Genomic DNA, 16,948 nt, shown 5'->3' with positions numbered 1-16,948 from the left:
CGCAATACAAGTTTGAAGGTCAGGTAAATTACGGTGTTTTATGACCGAAATATTACGCACTTAAGCTTTCTTTTAAGCGGCCTTTTCCCTTTAATTTGCTTTTAGCAGGAGCATTGATATATGTCAAGTCTATTTTTTGTTTTATATCAATGTTTTTCATTGTTCACTTTTTCATTTTTGATCTATCAACAGCAAGATTCAGGGCGTTGATAAACATGTTTCAAAAATGTCATTTTAACACTAACATCAACCAAACAATGAAACCAACCCATTTTTTTGCTGTTACTAAACCGGCCATGCACATTAAAAGCATTGCACGGCATGCACAAAAAGCAGAATATATGAATAGCTTTCTTCTTCACGGGTCGTAACCCGCCATTTTTCCAGAACTACCATTCCAGACGGCTACAGGCCGCCATGTCTACATCGCATAAATCCTAATTTTTAAAAAGCAGCTTATGAGCAAGCAACAATTCACCGAACTTGACACGTTAAGTGTAAACACTATCCGTTTTTTGTCAACCGATATGGTTGAAAAAGCCAATTCAGGTCACCCAGGTTTACCATTAGGTGCAGCGCCAATGGCCTACGTATTATGGAACCGTTTTTTAAGGTTTAACCCAACCGACCCGAACTGGCCAAACCGCGACAGGTTTATTCTTTCTGCTGGTCATGGTTCGGCTTTATTATATAGCTTATTGCATTTGTTCGGGTATGATTTACCCATGGATGAATTGAAACGTTTTCGTCAGATCGGTTCTCAAACCCCAGGTCACCCGGAATCAATGCTTACGCCGGGCATCGAGGTAACTACCGGTCCGCTTGGACAGGGTTTTGGCAACGGCGTGGGTGTGGCCCTGGCCGAAGCTCATCTGGCAGCGCAGTATAACCGCGAGGGTCAAGCGGTTATTGATCATTACACCTACGGCATTGTAAGCGACGGCGACTTGATGGAAGGCGTAGCCTCCGAGTCGGCCTCGCTTGCCGGCCACCTTAAACTGGGCAAACTGATTTACTTGTATGATGATAACAAAATATCATTAGACGGGCCAACCAACCTTGCCTTTACGGAAGATGTTGCTGCACGTTTTGCAGCTTACGGCTGGCAAACACTTACTGTTGAAGATGGTAACGATTTAGCCGCCATTGAGCAGGCTATTTTAGACGCACAGGCCGATACAGAAAGACCAACACTGATCTCTGTTAAAACAATAATTGGTTTTGGCAGTCCGCAGCAAGGCACCAACAAAGTGCACGGTAACCCGCTGGGTGCCGATAACCTGAAAAAAACCAAAGAATTTTTTGGCTGGAATCCGGACGAAGCCTTCTTTATTCCGGATGGCGTAAAAGAACACCTCGCTGAAGCCGGTAAACGCGGCGCAGCCTTACAACAGGAATGGGATGCTAAATTAGAGGAGTATACCCAGGCTAATCCGGAGCAGGCGAACTACTTTAAACTTAGCTTTAGCGGCGAATTGCCTGAAGGCTGGGATGCAAGCCTGCCTACCTTCAAGGTTGGCGATTCACTGGCTACCCGCCAGGCATCAGGCGAGGCGTTGAAAGCCTTACGCCAAAGCATTCCGTGGCTTATCGGTGGCTCGGCCGATTTGGCAAGTTCAAACGAAACCCCAAAAAGTGGGGACGAGAGCTTCCAGCCGGGCCAGTACCAAAACAGCAATATCTGGTTTGGTGTGCGTGAGCATGGCATGGGTGCTATTATGAACGGCATTGCATCGCACCGCGGTGCCCGTACTTATGGCGGTACTTTCCTTACCTTCTCCGATTATATGCGTGGATCTATCCGTTTAGCTGCGTTGACCGAGGCACCGGTGACCTACATATTTACGCACGATAGCGTTGCCCTGGGCGAGGATGGGCCAACCCACCAGCCGGTTGAGCAGGTTACTGCTTTGCGTACTATTCCAAACTTGACTGTTATCCGTCCGGCTGATGCCAACGAAACGCTGGCCGCATGGCGTATAGCCGTAACTCGTATGAAAGGGCCTGTTGCGCTGATCTTATCTCGCCAAAAACTGCCTGTGCTCGATCAAAGCAAATATGCCCCGGCTATAGGTAATGTAGAAAAAGGAGCCTACATCCTGAGCGAGGCACAAGGCACACCTCAATTGATTTTAATTGCCACCGGTTCGGAAGTATCACTGGCCCTGAAAGCGCAGGAACAACTGCAACAGGAAGGCGTAGCCGCCCGTGTGGTAAGTATGCCGTCATGGGAATTGTTTGAAAAGCAGGACAAAGCTTACCGCGATTCGGTATTGCCGCCAACTCAGCACAAGCGTTTGGCTATTGAAGCCGGTATAACACTGGCCTGGTACAAGTATGTAACTGCAGAAGGTGATGTGATTGGTATTGACCGTTTTGGTGAATCAGGCCCGGGCGAGGAAGTGTTGAAAGAATTCGGCTTTACCGTTGAAAATGTTTGTGAACGTGCCAAAGCGCTTTTAGCTAAAGCTCAATAATTAACTAATTATGAAAATAGGAATAGCATCCGACCATGCCGGCTTTGAGCAAAAAAAGCAGCTCATTGAGCAGTTAAAAGAAGCCGGATATGATGTGACCGACTACGGCGCTCATACCTACGAAGTCACAGACGATTACCCCGACATTATTGTACCGCTCGGTATGGGCTTGCTGCATAAAGAAGTGGAACGTGGTATTGCCGTATGCGGTAGCGGAGTAGGGGTATCCGTAGCGGCTAATAAAATACCCGGCGTACGGGCAGCCTTAATTACCGATAGCTACTCTGCGCATCAGGGTGTAGAACACGATGATATGAACCTGATGTGTATGGGCGGACGGGTAATAGGCCAGGCCCTGATCTGGGAATTAACCCAGGCCTTTTTAAAGGCTAAGTATGACGGTGGGGAGCGTTTTCAGCGCCGTTTAAATAAAGTTATTGCATTAGAAAAACAATTCAAATAATGAAAAATCCATTAGCACAAATTCCAGATTTCGGACAAAGTATCTGGCTTGATTATATCCGCAGAAAGTTCATCGCATCAGGTGAATTACAAGCACTGATTGATAATGATGACCTGAGAGGTGTAACCTCCAACCCGGCCATCTTTGAAGAGGCCATTGCGCATAGCGATGATTATACCCAGGCCATTCATGATTTGGCAAAAGCCGGTAAATCAGCAGAGGAGATCTTTTTGGCCATCGCCATTGAGGATGTGCAGAATGCTGCCCATCTGTTCCATGACGTTTATGAAAGAACCAATGCCTTAGATGGCTATGTGAGCCTGGAAGTATCGCCAAGCCTGGCCCTGGATACCGAAGGTACTATCGCCGAAGCCAAATCATCATGGAAAACGCTTGACTCTAAAAACGTGATGATCAAAATTCCGGGAACCAAAGAAGGTTTGCCGGCAATTACCGAAGTAATTGGCTCGGGCATCAACGTAAACGTTACCCTGCTATTTGGCTTGGAACGTTACCGCGAAGTGGCCGAAGCTTATATAGCCGGTTTAGAAGAATTGGATAAAAAAGGACAGCCGTTAGAAAATGTAGCCTCTGTTGCCAGCTTTTTCCTGAGCCGTATTGATGCAATGGTTGATCCTTTACTGGAAAAGATTGTTGCCGAAAATACAGGCCGTTCTTTGGAAGCAAAACAACTGATTGGTAAAGTAGCTATAGCCAGTGCGCGTGTAGCCTACCACATCTACAAAGAAGTTTTCGGCAGCGAACGCTTTAAAGCATTAGAAGCTAAAGGTGCTAAACCGCAGCGTTTGCTTTGGGCAAGTACCAGTACTAAAAATCCGGCTTACCGCGATGTGATTTACATTGAGGAGCTGATTGGTCCGAACACGGTAAACACAGTACCTAAAGATACCCTGAATGCATTCCGCGACCACGGTAAACCTGCCGACAGGCTGGAGGCCGGTATTGAAGAGGCACAATGGGTACTTTACCAGTTAGAAGATGTTGTTGGTATTAAACTGCTGGATATTTCTAAAAAGCTGGAAGAAGAAGGTATTCAGAAATTCATTAAGCCCTATACCAGCTTAATAGATGTGCTTAACCAAAAACGCGAAGAGGCACTGGCGTCATGAGTTCGGGACAGATAAAAGCGCTTTTTCTGGATCTGGGCGGGGTTTTTCTGACCAACGGCTGGGACCGGCACGCACGCATGTTGTCGGCCGAGCGGTTTGGTTTAGATTTTACTGAGCTAAATGAGCGGCATCGTATTATATTTGACGCGTACGAATCGGGCAAGATGAGTTTGCAGGAATATGTTGACCTGCTGGTTTTTTACGAACCACGACCCTTTAGCCCGGATGAGTACATGGCTTTTATGTATGAGCAATCGGAAGCCTATCAGGATATGATAGCGTTGGTTACTGAGCTGAAGCAACGCTATCAGCTCAGAACCATAGCGGTAAATAATGAAGGGCGGGAGTTGAATGAATACCGCATCAGTCAATTCGGCCTCAAAAGCTTTATTGATGTTTTTGCATCATCTTGCTTTGTGAAAACCCGCAAGCCTGATAAGGATATTTACCAGATTGCGCTTGACCTGGCACAGGTAAAACCGGAGGAAGTAGCTTATCTGGATGATCGTAAAGTTTTTATTGAGGCAGCCGAGCGCTTAGGTATTAACGGCGTTCATCATCAAAGCATAGACAATACACGCGAAAGGCTGGCCCAGTTAGGGCTGGTAGCTGCCGCACAATAAATTAAATAAGAAGATTCAAACTAATCATAATCAAATATCACATTTATGAATCAATATGATTTTGGCATAGTTGGCCTTGGTGTAATGGGCCGTAACTTGCTGCTTAATATAGCCGATCATGGTTTTGCTGCTGCCGGTATGGACCTGGACGCAGAAAAAGCCGGTGCTTTGGAAAAAGAAGCAAAAGAAGGTCAATCCGTAAAAGGAACTACATCGGCCGAAGAATTTGTAAAAGCCATCAAAACGCCAAGAGCAATCATGCTGCTTGTGCCTGCCGGTAAACCGGTTGATTCGGCCATTAATAGCTTGTTGCCATTTTTAGAAAAAGGCGATATCGTGATTGACGGTGGTAATACTTACTTTCCGGATACCGACCGCCGTGTTGCCGAACTGGCGGCTAAGGAGATTCACTTCTTCGGTATGGGTATTTCGGGCGGCGAAAAAGGTGCCCGTTTCGGACCGAGCATGATGCCGGGTGGCGACGAGCAGGCTTATGAAAGATTGCGCCCCATCTTTGAAGCCATTGCAGCCAAGGTGAACGGCGAGCCTTGTGTAACTTACTTAGGCCGCGGTTCGGCCGGTAACTATGTGAAGATGGTACACAACGGTATTGAGTATGGTATCATGCAAATGATATCTGAAGTTTATGACCTGTTGAAACGCGGTGCCGGTTTAAGCGATGATAAATTGCAGCAAACCTTTGCGCAGTGGAACCAAACCGAATTGCAATCTTTCCTGGTTGAAATTACCGGCGAAGTGCTGAACAAAGTTGATGACCTAACCGGCGACCGCCTGGTAAATGTTATATCTGACCAGGCCCGTGCCAAAGGTACCGGTAAATGGACCTCGCAAAACGCTATGGATTTGCAGGCACCTGTTCCGGTAATTGATGCTGCCGTAACCATGCGCGATTTATCTAAATATAAACAAGAGCGTGTAAAGGCTTCCAAGTTGTACAGTACAGCCGGTGGCGAGCAAACCACTGCCGATGAAGAAGCGGTGATTGAAGTAGCCAAGGATGCTTTATACTTTGCCATGATTACTACCTATGCACAAGGTTTGGCGCAATTACAACTGGCATCTAAAGAATACAACTACGGCTTAAACCTGGAGCAGGTAGCCAAAATATGGCGCGGTGGCTGTATCATCCGTGCCGCTTGTCTGGAAGATTTCCGTCAGGCTTTCAGCCGTAATACCGAACTGCCAAACATTTTACTGGATGAGCAGATTGCCGGCTTAGTAAGCAGCAAGCAGGAAAATATCCGCAAGTTCATTAAACTGGCAGTAGATAAAGGTATCCCGGTACCGGCCTTAATGGCTTCATTAGGTTATTTTGACGCTTACCGCAGTGCTACCCTGCCAACTAACCTGGTACAGGCACAGCGCGATTATTTTGGTGCACACCAGTATGAGCGTACCGACCGCGAAGGTGTATTCCATACCCGCTGGGACTAATTACCAAGTTGTACCTTTTAACCCTTATTTCATATCATGAAAACCGGTAAAAATGCAGAGCCTACCATCATTGTAATTTTTGGTGGTACAGGCGATCTGGCTAAACGGAAATTAATTCCGGCACTATTTAACCTATTTCTGGCAGGCTGGCTGCCAGAAAACTTTGCCATCATTGGCTTAGGGCGTACCCCGCTGCACGATGATGACTTCCGCGAGCGCCTGCACGAGGCTTTAGGCGAGTTTTCAAGAAGCGGCAAGCCTGATGCTGACCAGTGGGCCAAGTTCAGTCCATCTGTTTTCTATTTCCAGTCGGACATCAACAACCCCGAATCGTTCAAAAAACTGGGCGAGCTGATGGATCAGCACGAGTCTGAATGGAAGGCAAAAGCCAACCGGTTGTTTTACTTATCGGTAGCGCCGCAGTTTATCAAAACAGCTACGCTGAATATTAGCGAAGCCAAGCTGGCATCACATCCTAAAAAGGATCGCATTATTATCGAAAAGCCTTTTGGTCATAACAAGCAAACTGCAATTGAGCTGAACCAGTTTCTAACCGAAACATTTCACGAGGAGCAGATTTACCGTATTGATCACTATTTGGGCAAAGAAACGGTGCAAAATATTCTGGCCTTCCGCTTTGCCAACGCATTGTTTGAACCTATCTGGAACCGCAACTATATCGACTCGGTACAAATTACCGTTGCCGAGCAGGTGGGCGTTGAGGAGCGTGGCGGCTATTACGAAACGTCGGGCGCTTTGCGCGATATGATTCAGAACCACTTGCTGCAAATTATGTGCATGGTGGCTATGGAGCCACCGGTATCATTTGAGGCAGAGGAAATTCGTAACCGCAAAGTGGATGTGCTCCGTGCTATACGCCGTTTAAGACCTGAAGAGGTTCATCAATCAGCTGTTAGAGGGCAATATGCCAGCGGCTGGCTGCAGGGCAAACATGTACCCGGTTACCGCGAAGAAGAAGGCGTGGATCCGCACTCCAACACCGAAACCTTTGCAGCGGTGAAATTTTACCTGGATAACTGGCGCTGGCAGGACGTGCCGTTTTACCTGCGTACCGGCAAACGCATGCAGGAAAAAATGTCGTCTATCACCATACAGTTTAAGCCGGTTCCGCACTCTACCTTTACCGGAACGCAGGCCGATAACCTGATGCCTAACCGTTTAACTATCAACATTCAGCCGCAGATGGACATCCGCCTGCGCTTTATCAGCAAAAAGACGGGGCTGGAAATGGAATTGAACCCTGCCGAGATGGTATTTAATTACGATACCTGCTCAACCCAAACGCCGGAAGCATACGAAACCTTGTTGCTGGACGCTATGCAGGGTGATGCTACGCTGTTTATGCGTTCGGATCAGGTAGAGGAAGCATGGGATGTGATTACCTCAATTCTGGAGGCATGGGAATCACGCAACTCTCTTGATTTCCCTAATTATCCGGCCGGTTCATGGGGCCCTGAAAATGCCGAGGCGCTAATTGCACGCCAGGGCCATGTTTGGGCATTAAACACACATTTACACGATCATTAATCCGTTATAGATTATGATACAGATATTTGACAACAGTGCTGAGCTAAGCACTGCAGCAGCGGATTTGTTTGTACAATCCGCTGCTCAAGCTATTGGCGAAAAAGGCACGTTTACCGTCGCTTTAACCGGCGGTTCATCGCCTGTGCAATTGCATAAATTATTAGCGCAGGCCCAATACCGGGATATGGTAGATTGGGAAAAAACCTATATTTTTTGGGGGGATGAACGCTGGGTGCCCATGACGGACGACCGCAGTAATGCCAAGATGGCTTTTGATACCTTGCTCAATCATGTTCCTATCCCCCACGAGAACATTTTTCCGATGTATGATTATCAAAAGCAACCGGAGGAATTTGCCGCTTACTATGAAGATGTAGTGCGCAAACAAGTTCCGAATGGCGAATTTGATTTGATACTACTGGGGATGGGTGATGATGGGCATACGGCATCATTATTTCCGGGTACGGCCGTGTTACATGAGCAAACCAAGTGGGTAGATGCCTACTACTTAGCCCCTCAAAGCATGCACCGTATTACGCTTACAGCACCTTTGATTAACCGTGCCAAAAAAATTGCACTGATGCTGTTTGGTACAGGTAAGGCTAATGCCCTGCATGAGGTATTGGAAGGTGAACGCAACCCCGAAAAATATCCGTCACAGCTACTTAATCCGTCAAGCGGCGATATCGTTTGGCTGGTTGACAGTGATGCGGCAAGTAAACTAACCCAATCGCAAACCAACTCATAAGTTTATAGTAATGATACCAGCTATCAATCCAACGGGTACCCAAGCCTGGGCAAAATTAAAAGACTTAGCAGCCAAGGCCGGGCAAACGACCATCAGCCAGTTGTTGAAAGATGATCCTGAGCGTTTCAGTAAGTATACGTTTCACTTAAACGACGTTCATATAGACTTCTCTAAAAACCTAGTGACTGATGAAGTTTTATCAGTTTTAAAGGAGCTGGCTACAGAATGCGGTTTGAATGATGCTATCAAAGCCATGTTTAGCGGCGAGCTCATCAACCGCACCGAGAACCGTTCGGTATTGCATACCGCACTGCGCAATTTTTCGGGCAAACCGGTTTATGCTGAAGGTAAGGACGTAATGCCTGATGTTCAAAGCGTACAAAACCAGATGAAGGCGTTTTGCGAAAAAGTGCACAGCGGCGAGTGGAAAGGCTATACTGGCAAGCCCATTCAATACATTGTAAATATTGGTATTGGCGGCAGCGATTTGGGTCCGCTGATGGTAACCGAGGCATTAAAACCTTACTGGAAGGGCATACACCCTTACTTTGTATCCAATGTGGATGCTACGCACATTACTGAAACCCTGAAGCTGGTTGATCCGGAAACTACCCTGTTCCTGATCGCCTCCAAAACATTTACCACGCAAGAAACCATGACCAATGCGCAAACCGCACGCGATTGGTTCCTTGACACAGCAAAGGATGAGCAGCAGATTGCCAAGCACTTTGTGGCCCTTTCAACCAACGAGAAGGAAGTGGTAAAGTTTGGTATTGATAAAGCCAATATGTTCGAATTTTGGGATTGGGTTGGCGGCCGTTATTCATTGTGGAGTGCTATTGGTTTGTCTATTGCACTAACTATCGGTTATGATAACTTCGAGGAGCTGCTAAAAGGCGCTTTCGAGGCAGATGAGCACTTTCAAACCGCGGGCTTCGATGAGAATATTCCGCTCCTGATGGGTTTGATCAGCCTGTGGTATATAAACTTTATGGGTGCACAAACCGAAGCCATTTTACCATACGATCAATATCTTCACCGCTTCTCGGCCTATTTTCAGCAAGGCAATATGGAAAGTAACGGTAAAAGTGTCGACAGATCGGGCAACCCGGTTACCTACCATACCGGTCCTATTATATGGGGCGAACCGGGCACCAATGGTCAACATGCCTTTTACCAGTTGATACACCAGGGAACGTTGCTTATTCCGTGTGATTTTATTGCCCCGGCACAAAGCCATAACCCTGTACGCGATCATCATCCTAAACTGCTGGCTAACTTTTTTGCCCAAACCGAAGCATTAATGAATGGTAAAAGCAGAGGGGCGGTAGAAGCCGAACTGACTAAACAAGGCAAATCAACAGAGGAGATTGCATCGCTTACACCGTTTAAAGTGTTTAGCGGCAACCGGCCAACCAACTCTATATTGGTTAAAAAGATCACACCATCTACCTTAGGTACTTTAATAGCTTTGTATGAACATAAAATATTTGTGCAGGGTGTAATCTGGAATATATTCAGTTTTGACCAATGGGGCGTAGAATTGGGTAAGCAATTAGCCAGCACTATTTTACCCGAATTGCAAAACGAGGATGAGGTAACCAGTCACGATGCTTCGACCAACGGCCTGATTAATTTATACAAGCAGCTCCGCTAATGAGCCGGGCTGCACATTACTTCTTTATAACATGACAGTTACGAATACACAGCTGGCTATAGGTATTGACATTGGCGGCACCAATACCAAGTTTGGTCTTGTTAACCACGAAGCCAAAATACTGGAAGAAGGCGTTCTGAAGACAGGAGAGTACCCCACTATTGATGCTTTTACCGAGGCCCTGTACACAAATTTGAAGCCGATCATTGATAAGTATCAGGCAGACTATACCATTAAAGGCATTGGTGTTGGTGCGCCCAACGGTAACTTTTATAACGGCTGCATTGAGCATGCGCCCAACCTGCACTGGAAAGGCGTGGTACCCGTTCGGGATATGATTTCGCAGAAATTTAACCTGCCCTGCTCACTTACTAATGATGCCAATGCCGCAGCCGGCGGCGAGCTTAAGTATGGTGCCGCAAAAGGCATGAAGGATTTTATACAGATTACTTTAGGCACCGGTGTAGGAAGTGGTATTGTGGTAGATGGCGAAATTTTATACGGACATAACGGTATAGCAGGAGAGTTGGGGCATACCATCATCCGGCCGGGTGGGCGTAAGCACTGGTCAACCGGTTTGCATGGTACTTTAGAAAGCTATTGTTCTGCTACTGGGATTGTAATTACGGCTAAAGAGTTTTTAGCACAAAACCCGGATAGGCCCAGCCTGCTGCGCGATGTTGCTGAAGATAAGATAGAAGCTAAAACGGTAAACGAATGTGCTGTAAAAGGTGATGAACTGGCCAACGAGATTTACCAATATACCGGGCAGATTTTGGGCGAGGCATTGGCCAACTTTGTCATGTTCTCATCGCCGGAGGCTATCATTCTGTTTGGCGGTGTTACCAAGGCTGGCGATCTGTTGCTGAAACCGGCTAAAGAGCACATGGAGAAGAACCTGTTGCAATCTTTTAAAGATCAGGTGCCAATTATGCTAAGCCAGCTTAAAGAAGCTGATGCCGCTATATTAGGCGCCAGTTCACTGGTTTAAATAAAAGCCCGTTCTTGCTGTCAGGAACGGGCTTTTATTTTATAATGATGATCTTAATTTAAGATGAAAAGGAATAGCTTCGTGCACACGCTGGTTATTCAAAATGCAGCGTGCTGTTACCTCACCCATTTTTTGAAAGTCGCTCGATATGGTGGTAAGGCCGTTCAGTATAATCTTTTTCAGCGGCGTTTCATTGTAAGATATTACGCCTACATCCTGGCCAACCTGCAGGTTGGTTTCTGATAATATACGTTCCACCAGTGTTACTACATCGTCTTCACGTAAGGTAATAAATACCTCACCGCTATTTATAGCCTCTGTCTGCAGTTTGTTTACGATACTGTAATTAAACGCATATTGGGTGCAAAAGGTCAAAAAGCCCTGTACAATATCCTGCGGAAAGTAACTGCCTTTTGGGAAAGCCAGTTTAATAGTGTTGTATTTGCTCAACTGCGGCAAGGCTTCTTCCAACGCGCCAGAAATATCCTTTTCAAAATCTTCATAAACGGCGGCATATTCGCCTTCAATACCGCCTATCAGATTATCCAGCAAAATCAATTTTTCTTTCGGAAGTTTATTAATGATCTCAGCAGCCTTCTCACCCCCTTCAATAAAGTGCCCGATAATCACATAATGTGTATAATCTTCATCGGCATTCTCTAAAAACTTTTTGAACAGGGAAAAGTCATTGTTGTAGATATAGAAGTCAATAGCCGCCTGGTCATTCAATCCAGTAACCAGTGCATCATAAATGATTTTTTTGTGGGCGCTAAGCTTATTAAACAGCAGAAATACCTTGTATTTAGGTACCGACTCTGTGTTTTTGATGTAATACCCCTTGCCCGGTACAGAGCCCAAAATACCCGTGGCCTTTAAGTGCTTGTAGGCTTTCTCTGCCGTATCCCGCGAAAGCTCGAAATTGTAGTTCAGCTCATTGATAGAGGGCAGCGTATCGTTTTTGCTGAGCTTGTTGTTACGTACCGCCTCAATAATGGCGTTGGCCAGTTGCAGGTACTTAGGGGTAGAGGAATGGTAATCAATAAAAATATACTCTAAAAAAGGTACAGGCATGAGAATGTATAGGCTTATAACTGGTGTAGCTGCAAGGTAAAAATAAACCTCCGTATACATGAAATCAAATTTGCCGCCCGGCATTTAACCATGACAGTGCATGATAGGTTTGTAAACCTGCTTTTATACTTTCGTCTTATACCAGTTATCATTTATCTAACCCAAATTAATGGAAGCAGTTCTTGGCGTTATATTTCATTTTATTGGCGGCTTTGCGTCCGGTAGTTTCTACATACCCTACAAAAAAGTAAAAGGTTGGGCCTGGGAAAGCTTCTGGATAGTGGGTGGCATATTTTCGTGGCTTATTGTGCCACCGCTGGCAGCCTGGCTAACCATTCCGGGCTTTGCCGAAATTATTCGTCATACCAATGGTAGCATTCTGGCACTTACTTATTTTTTTGGGTTATTGTGGGGGATTGGCGGGTTAACTTATGGGCTGGGTGTAAGGTACCTGGGGGTGGCTTTAGGGAGTTCCATTATTTTAGGTTTATGCTCGGTATTCGGTTCACTGATACCGTCCATCTATTATGATTTTAACCCGCAGGCTGGTAAAGATTCATTAACCGTGTTGCTGCACAACCACTGGGGGCAAATGGTGCTGTTGGGGATAGTTGTATGCGTAATAGGTATTATTATTTGCGGCCGTGCCGGTGTAATAAAAGAGCGGGAACTGGCCAAATTGGGTACTGTAGGGGTTAACAACACCGAATATAAATTTGGCCTGGGCATAGTGGTCGCTATTGTGTCAGGTATACTCAGCGCCTGTTTTGCCTTTGGCATTGATGCAGGTAAGGATATGGCCAATGAGGCTAATGCCATCTGGAAAGCGGCGCATCCAAGTCGGGGCGAATTCCTTTTTCAAAATAACGTAACGTACGTAGTGGTCCTTTGGGGCGGCTTAACCACCAATTTTATATGGTGCATGTTTTTAAACGCCCGTAACAAAACCTTTGGCAACTATACCGATAAGCGTACGCCGCTATTAAAAAACTACCTGTTTTCGGCCCTGGCCGGCACCACCTGGTTTCTGCAATTCTTCTTTTACGGTATGGGCGAAAGCCGCTTAGGCAACGGCCCCAGTTCGTGGATTTTGCACATGGCCTTCATTATCCTCATTGCCAATATATGGGGGCTGGTGCTAAAAGAATGGAAAGGTGTAAGCCGTAAAGCATTAACAACTGTGGTTGCTGGTATCCTCACCATTGTGCTCTCGGTGCTGATTGTAGGATACGGCAACTCCATTAAACCATAAGATTTTAAAAAATTAACAATCAAGATAGAATGTCTGCTAACACAACTGAATTCAAGCACGTAAGCTATTTATGGGACGAAGCCAAAGCTGCTGATCTGGCCGGCGACGAGGTCGCTTTACTCATTTATCGCTCCAACTTATTAGGTGCCGATTTGCGCTTAACCAACTACGGCGGCGGTAATACCTCTTGCAAGGTGATGGACAAAGATCCGCTTACCGGCAACCAGGTGGAGGTAATGTGGATCAAAGGATCGGGTGGCGATATTGGTACCTTGAAAAAAAGCGGTCTGGCTGCTCTATATGTTGATCGGTTACGCAGCCTGAAAAACGTTTACCGAGGTGTTGAACATGAGGACGAGATGGTGGAACTTTTTAATCACAGCATTTTTGATTTAAACTCCAAAGCGCCGTCTATTGATACGCCTTTGCACGGCTTTTTGCCATTCAAACACATAGATCACCTCCATCCTGATGCGGCTATTGCTATTGCAGCAGCTAAGGATGGTCAAAAAATTACCCAGGAGCTGTTTGGCGGTACCATCGGTTGGGTTGAATGGCAACGCCCCGGATTTGATTTAGGTTTAAAACTGCGTGAGTGTTTAGATAGTAATCCGGGCATCCGTGGTATTATGCTGGGCTCGCACGGCTTATTTACCTGGGGCGATACCGCTTATGAAAGTTATATCAACACGCTCGAAGTAATTGAGAAGTGTGCAGAATATTTAGAGCAAAGTTATGGTCAGAAAGGCCCGGTATTTAGCGGTGCTAAAATTGAAAGTTTGGATGATGCCGCACGTAAAAAGCAGGCCGCCGCTTTAGCGCCTGTTCTGCGTGGCTTTTGCTCAAGTCAGGTTAAAATGATTGGTCATTTTACGGATGACACCCGCGTGCTGGAGTTCATCAATTCCAATGATCTGGACAGGTTAGCGCCGATGGGTACCAGTTGCCCCGACCACTTTTTGCGCACCAAGATTAGTCCGCTGGTTTTGGATATAGCGCCCGATGCTGATTTAACCGATGTATCGGCTTTAAAAGAGAAACTGGCTCCTGCCTTTGCGCAGTACCGCCAAATGTATACCGAGTATTACAATACCTGCAAGCATGATAACAGTCCGGCCGTACGCGATGCTAATCCGGTTGTGATTTTGTATCCGGGCGTAGGTATGTTTACCTTCTCGAAAGATAAGCAGACCGCCCGCGTTGCAGCCGAGTTCTATATCAATGCCATTAACGTAATGAAGGGCGCCGAAGCCATTTCGGAATATACTTCGCTACCACGTCAGGAAGCGTTTGATATTGAGTACTGGTTGCTGGAAGAGGCCAAGCTGCAGCGTATGCCTAAGCCCAAAGCTTTGTCGGGCCGTATTGCCTTAGTTACGGGCAGTGCCGGCGGTATAGGTAAAGCCATCGCCAAAAAGCTGGTGCAAGAGGGTGCTGTAGTGGTGCTAAATGACATGAATGCCGAGCGCCTGCAAGGTGCAGGCGAGGAATTCAAGGGCCTGTTCGGTAAAGACTCCTATACCACCGCCATCCTCGATGTAACCAAAGCTGATCAAATTCAGGATGCTATGGATATTGCTGCATTAGCATTTGGCGGTGTCGATATTATCGTGAATAATGCAGGTTTATCCATCTCCAAAACCATTCAGGACCATACCGAGAAAGATTGGGATTTGCTGTATGATGTGTTGGTGAAAGGCCAGTTCCTGGTAACCCAAGCCGCTGTTACGGTAATGCGCAAGCAGGATATAGGCGGCGATGTGATCAATATTGTAAGCAAGAACGCGCTGGTGAGCGGCCCAAATAACGCGGGCTACGGCAGTGCCAAAGCGGCGCAACTGCACCTGAGCCGCCTGAATGCGGCCGAGCTGGGCGGCGATAAAATTCGCGTAAATGTAGTAAACCCCGATGCGGTAATAAGCGATAGTAATATCTGGGCCGGTGGTTGGGCCGAAGGCCGCGCTAAAGCTTATGGTGTTACGGTTGAAGAGTTGCCGGCTTACTACGCAAAACGTACCTTGCTAAACGAAATTATTTTACCGGATGATATTGCTAATGCTTGTTTTGCTATCACAGGCGGTTTGCTCAATAAATCTACCGGTAACGTAATCAACGTAGATGGCGGTGTGGCTGCCGGATTCGTGCGCTAAAAGCTTCGTCTGATCTCCCCCGGTAGGGGAAGACTTTAAACAATTGAACCAATTCCCCTTGAAGTACTTCCCGCCTGGGAGGCTTTAAGGGGACCAGATTATAAATAATGAGAGTAGAACAACATCACATTGATGAGAACAATCATCAATTTATAGATAAACATCAGCGCCAGTTTGAATATGTGGCTGCCGATGTGCAAAACCTGGATGAGGTAATGCAAAAGCTTGCTGCTTTTAATATTACCATACCCAGCTGGGCTTTGGGTACGGGTGGCACCCGCTTCGGCCGCTTTTCGGGCGGTGGCGAGCCCCGTAGTTTGGAGGAGAAGATAGAAGACGTGGGTGTTATTCATGCCCTCAACAAATCCAGTGATTCGATTTCTCTTCATATTCCATGGGATATTCCCGAAAACGCATCCGCTATCAAAGCGCTTGCAGCACAATTGGGCTTGCGTTTTGATGCCGTTAACTCTAATACTTTTCAGGATCAGCCGGGGCAGGAGCATAGCTATAAGTTCGGCTCTTTGCATCATGTGGATAAAGCTGTGCGCAAGCAAGCCGTTGAGCACAACATTCAGGTTATAAAGTATGGTGCCGAGTTGGGTTCCAACGCTTTGTCGGTATGGTTGTCTGACGGGTCTAATTTTCCGGGACAGTTAAACTTCCGTAATGCATTCCAAAATACGTTAGAAAGCCTGCAGGAAATCTATGCAGCACTGCCTGATGACTGGAAGGTGTGGGTAGAGTATAAACCATATGAACCTAATTTTTATTCAACCACCATTGGCGATTGGGGACAGTCGTTGCTGCTGGCCAACAAACTGGGCCCTAAAGCATCAACGTTGGTCGATTTAGGTCACCATTTGCCCAATACCAATATTGAGCAGATTGTGTCCCTGCTGCTGATGGAAGGCAAGCTGGCCGGGTTTCATTTTAACGACTCTAAGTATGGTGATGATGACCTGACCGTAGGCAGTATTAACCCTTATCAACTGTTTTTGATATTTAATGAGTTGGTTGAAGGTATGGATGCCCGTGGCATGAACCATGCACGCGATTTAGGGTGGATGATTGATGCATCACACAACGTGAAGGATCCGGTTGAGGATTTACTGCAATCGGTAGAAGCTATCAAGATAGCTTACGCACAGTCACTGCTGGTTGATCGTGAGGCACTGGTGGCTGCTCAGCAAAGCAATGATGTTGCCCAGGCGCAAGAGATTCTGCAACAAGCTTACCGCACTGATGTGCGCCCGCTGGTGGCAGAGGCTCGCCTGCGTACCGGCGGTGCTTTGAAGCCTATAGCGGCTTATCGCCAGTATGAAGTACGTAACAACCTGATTAAAGAACGCGGATTAAAAACCGTAGCTACCGGACTATAGT

13 protein-coding genes are annotated in these 16,948 nt (G+C 46.5%); 12 read left to right on the top strand and 1 reads right to left on the bottom strand.

All coding sequences use genetic code 11. The features are described 5' to 3' along the window. Nucleotides 1–458: 458 nt before the first annotated feature. The 9 genes from tkt to KHS38_RS05925 are packed head-to-tail and all read left to right on the top strand — an operon-like array spanning nucleotide 459 to nucleotide 11,092. Nucleotides 459–2,477, top strand: a complete 2,019-nt coding sequence (gene tkt, locus KHS38_RS05965; protein WP_213487586.1) for a transketolase — start codon at nucleotides 459–461, stop codon at nucleotides 2,475–2,477. 10 nt (nucleotides 2,478–2,487) lie between these two features. Further along, nucleotides 2,488–2,940 (top strand): RpiB/LacA/LacB family sugar-phosphate isomerase, encoded by a 453-nt coding sequence (locus tag KHS38_RS05960; protein WP_213487585.1) that lies wholly within the window; start codon nucleotides 2,488–2,490, stop codon nucleotides 2,938–2,940. Then, complete coding sequence (tal, locus tag KHS38_RS05955; protein ID WP_213487584.1) at nucleotides 2,940–4,070, top strand: transaldolase; 1,131 nt, start codon at nucleotides 2,940–2,942, stop codon at nucleotides 4,068–4,070. Before KHS38_RS05960 ends, tal begins: the two co-directional genes overlap by 1 nt. Beyond that, the gene (locus tag KHS38_RS05950) at nucleotides 4,067–4,693 is read left to right on the top strand and encodes an HAD family hydrolase (protein WP_213487583.1); all 627 of its coding nucleotides are present in this window, start codon (nucleotides 4,067–4,069) and stop codon (nucleotides 4,691–4,693) included. Before tal ends, KHS38_RS05950 begins: the two co-directional genes overlap by 4 nt. 45 nt (nucleotides 4,694–4,738) lie before the next feature. Next, entirely contained in the window at nucleotides 4,739–6,148 is a 1,410-nt protein-coding gene (gene gnd / locus KHS38_RS05945) for an NADP-dependent phosphogluconate dehydrogenase (protein WP_213487582.1), read from the top strand. A 36-nt stretch (nucleotides 6,149–6,184) separates the two neighbouring features. Next, nucleotides 6,185–7,696, top strand: coding sequence for a glucose-6-phosphate dehydrogenase (zwf, locus tag KHS38_RS05940; RefSeq protein ID WP_213487581.1), 1,512 nt, complete (start codon nucleotides 6,185–6,187; stop codon nucleotides 7,694–7,696). Nucleotides 7,697–7,709: 13 nt separating this feature from the next. Further along, nucleotides 7,710–8,444: a 6-phosphogluconolactonase gene (pgl, locus tag KHS38_RS05935; RefSeq protein ID WP_213487580.1), complete on the top strand. Its 735-nt coding sequence runs from the start codon at nucleotides 7,710–7,712 to the stop codon at nucleotides 8,442–8,444. 10 nt (nucleotides 8,445–8,454) lie between these two features. Next, a complete protein-coding gene (pgi, locus tag KHS38_RS05930) occupies nucleotides 8,455–10,101 on the top strand; it encodes a glucose-6-phosphate isomerase (protein ID WP_213487579.1) in 1,647 nt (548 codons plus the stop codon). A 31-nt stretch (nucleotides 10,102–10,132) separates the two neighbouring features. Then, a complete protein-coding gene (locus KHS38_RS05925; RefSeq protein ID WP_213487578.1) occupies nucleotides 10,133–11,092 on the top strand; it encodes an ROK family protein in 960 nt (319 codons plus the stop codon). A gap of 39 nt (nucleotides 11,093–11,131) precedes the next feature. Here KHS38_RS05925 and KHS38_RS05920 read toward each other — a convergent pair whose 3' ends face one another. Further along, nucleotides 11,132–12,163 (bottom strand): GntR family transcriptional regulator, encoded by a 1,032-nt coding sequence (locus KHS38_RS05920; protein ID WP_213487577.1) that lies wholly within the window; start codon nucleotides 12,161–12,163, stop codon nucleotides 11,132–11,134. A gap of 169 nt (nucleotides 12,164–12,332) precedes the next feature. On the opposite strand from KHS38_RS05920, the gene rhaT reads away from it, so the two are divergent. The 3 genes from rhaT (at nucleotide 12,333) to KHS38_RS05905 (ending at nucleotide 16,947) form a co-directional block, all read left to right on the top strand. After that, a complete protein-coding gene (gene rhaT / locus KHS38_RS05915; protein ID WP_213487576.1) occupies nucleotides 12,333–13,415 on the top strand; it encodes an L-rhamnose/proton symporter RhaT in 1,083 nt (360 codons plus the stop codon). 29 nt (nucleotides 13,416–13,444) lie between these two features. Beyond that, nucleotides 13,445–15,565, top strand: a complete 2,121-nt coding sequence (locus tag KHS38_RS05910; protein WP_213487575.1) for a bifunctional aldolase/short-chain dehydrogenase — start codon at nucleotides 13,445–13,447, stop codon at nucleotides 15,563–15,565. A 107-nt stretch (nucleotides 15,566–15,672) separates the two neighbouring features. After that, the gene (locus tag KHS38_RS05905) at nucleotides 15,673–16,947 is read left to right on the top strand and encodes a sugar isomerase (protein WP_213487574.1); all 1,275 of its coding nucleotides are present in this window, start codon (nucleotides 15,673–15,675) and stop codon (nucleotides 16,945–16,947) included. Nucleotide 16,948: the final 1 nt, after the last annotated feature.

This window comes from Mucilaginibacter sp. Bleaf8, from assembly GCF_018390515.1.
Lineage (GTDB): Bacteria > Bacteroidota > Bacteroidia > Sphingobacteriales > Sphingobacteriaceae > Mucilaginibacter.
This window is presented reverse-complemented; position numbering and strand designations above follow the sequence as displayed.

Bases quoted from the DNA above. Each gene is read 5' to 3' on its own strand.
- pgl (WP_213487580.1), top strand. From the start codon at position 7,710: ATGATACAGATATTTGACAACAGTGCTGAGCTAAGCACTGCAGCAGCG.
- KHS38_RS05950 (WP_213487583.1), top strand. From the start codon at position 4,067: ATGAGTTCGGGACAGATAAAAGCGCTTTTTCTGGATCTGGGCGGGGTT.
- gnd (WP_213487582.1), top strand. From the start codon at position 4,739: ATGAATCAATATGATTTTGGCATAGTTGGCCTTGGTGTAATGGGCCGT.
- KHS38_RS05905 (WP_213487574.1), top strand. From the start codon at position 15,673: ATGAGAGTAGAACAACATCACATTGATGAGAACAATCATCAATTTATA.
- pgi (WP_213487579.1), top strand. From the start codon at position 8,455: ATGATACCAGCTATCAATCCAACGGGTACCCAAGCCTGGGCAAAATTA.
- KHS38_RS05925 (WP_213487578.1), top strand. From the start codon at position 10,133: ATGACAGTTACGAATACACAGCTGGCTATAGGTATTGACATTGGCGGC.
- KHS38_RS05920 (WP_213487577.1), bottom strand. From the start codon at position 12,163: ATGCCTGTACCTTTTTTAGAGTATATTTTTATTGATTACCATTCCTCT.
- rhaT (WP_213487576.1), top strand. From the start codon at position 12,333: ATGGAAGCAGTTCTTGGCGTTATATTTCATTTTATTGGCGGCTTTGCG.
- KHS38_RS05910 (WP_213487575.1), top strand. From the start codon at position 13,445: ATGTCTGCTAACACAACTGAATTCAAGCACGTAAGCTATTTATGGGAC.
- tal (WP_213487584.1), top strand. From the start codon at position 2,940: ATGAAAAATCCATTAGCACAAATTCCAGATTTCGGACAAAGTATCTGG.
- zwf (WP_213487581.1), top strand. From the start codon at position 6,185: ATGAAAACCGGTAAAAATGCAGAGCCTACCATCATTGTAATTTTTGGT.
- tkt (WP_213487586.1), top strand. From the start codon at position 459: ATGAGCAAGCAACAATTCACCGAACTTGACACGTTAAGTGTAAACACT.
- KHS38_RS05960 (WP_213487585.1), top strand. From the start codon at position 2,488: ATGAAAATAGGAATAGCATCCGACCATGCCGGCTTTGAGCAAAAAAAG.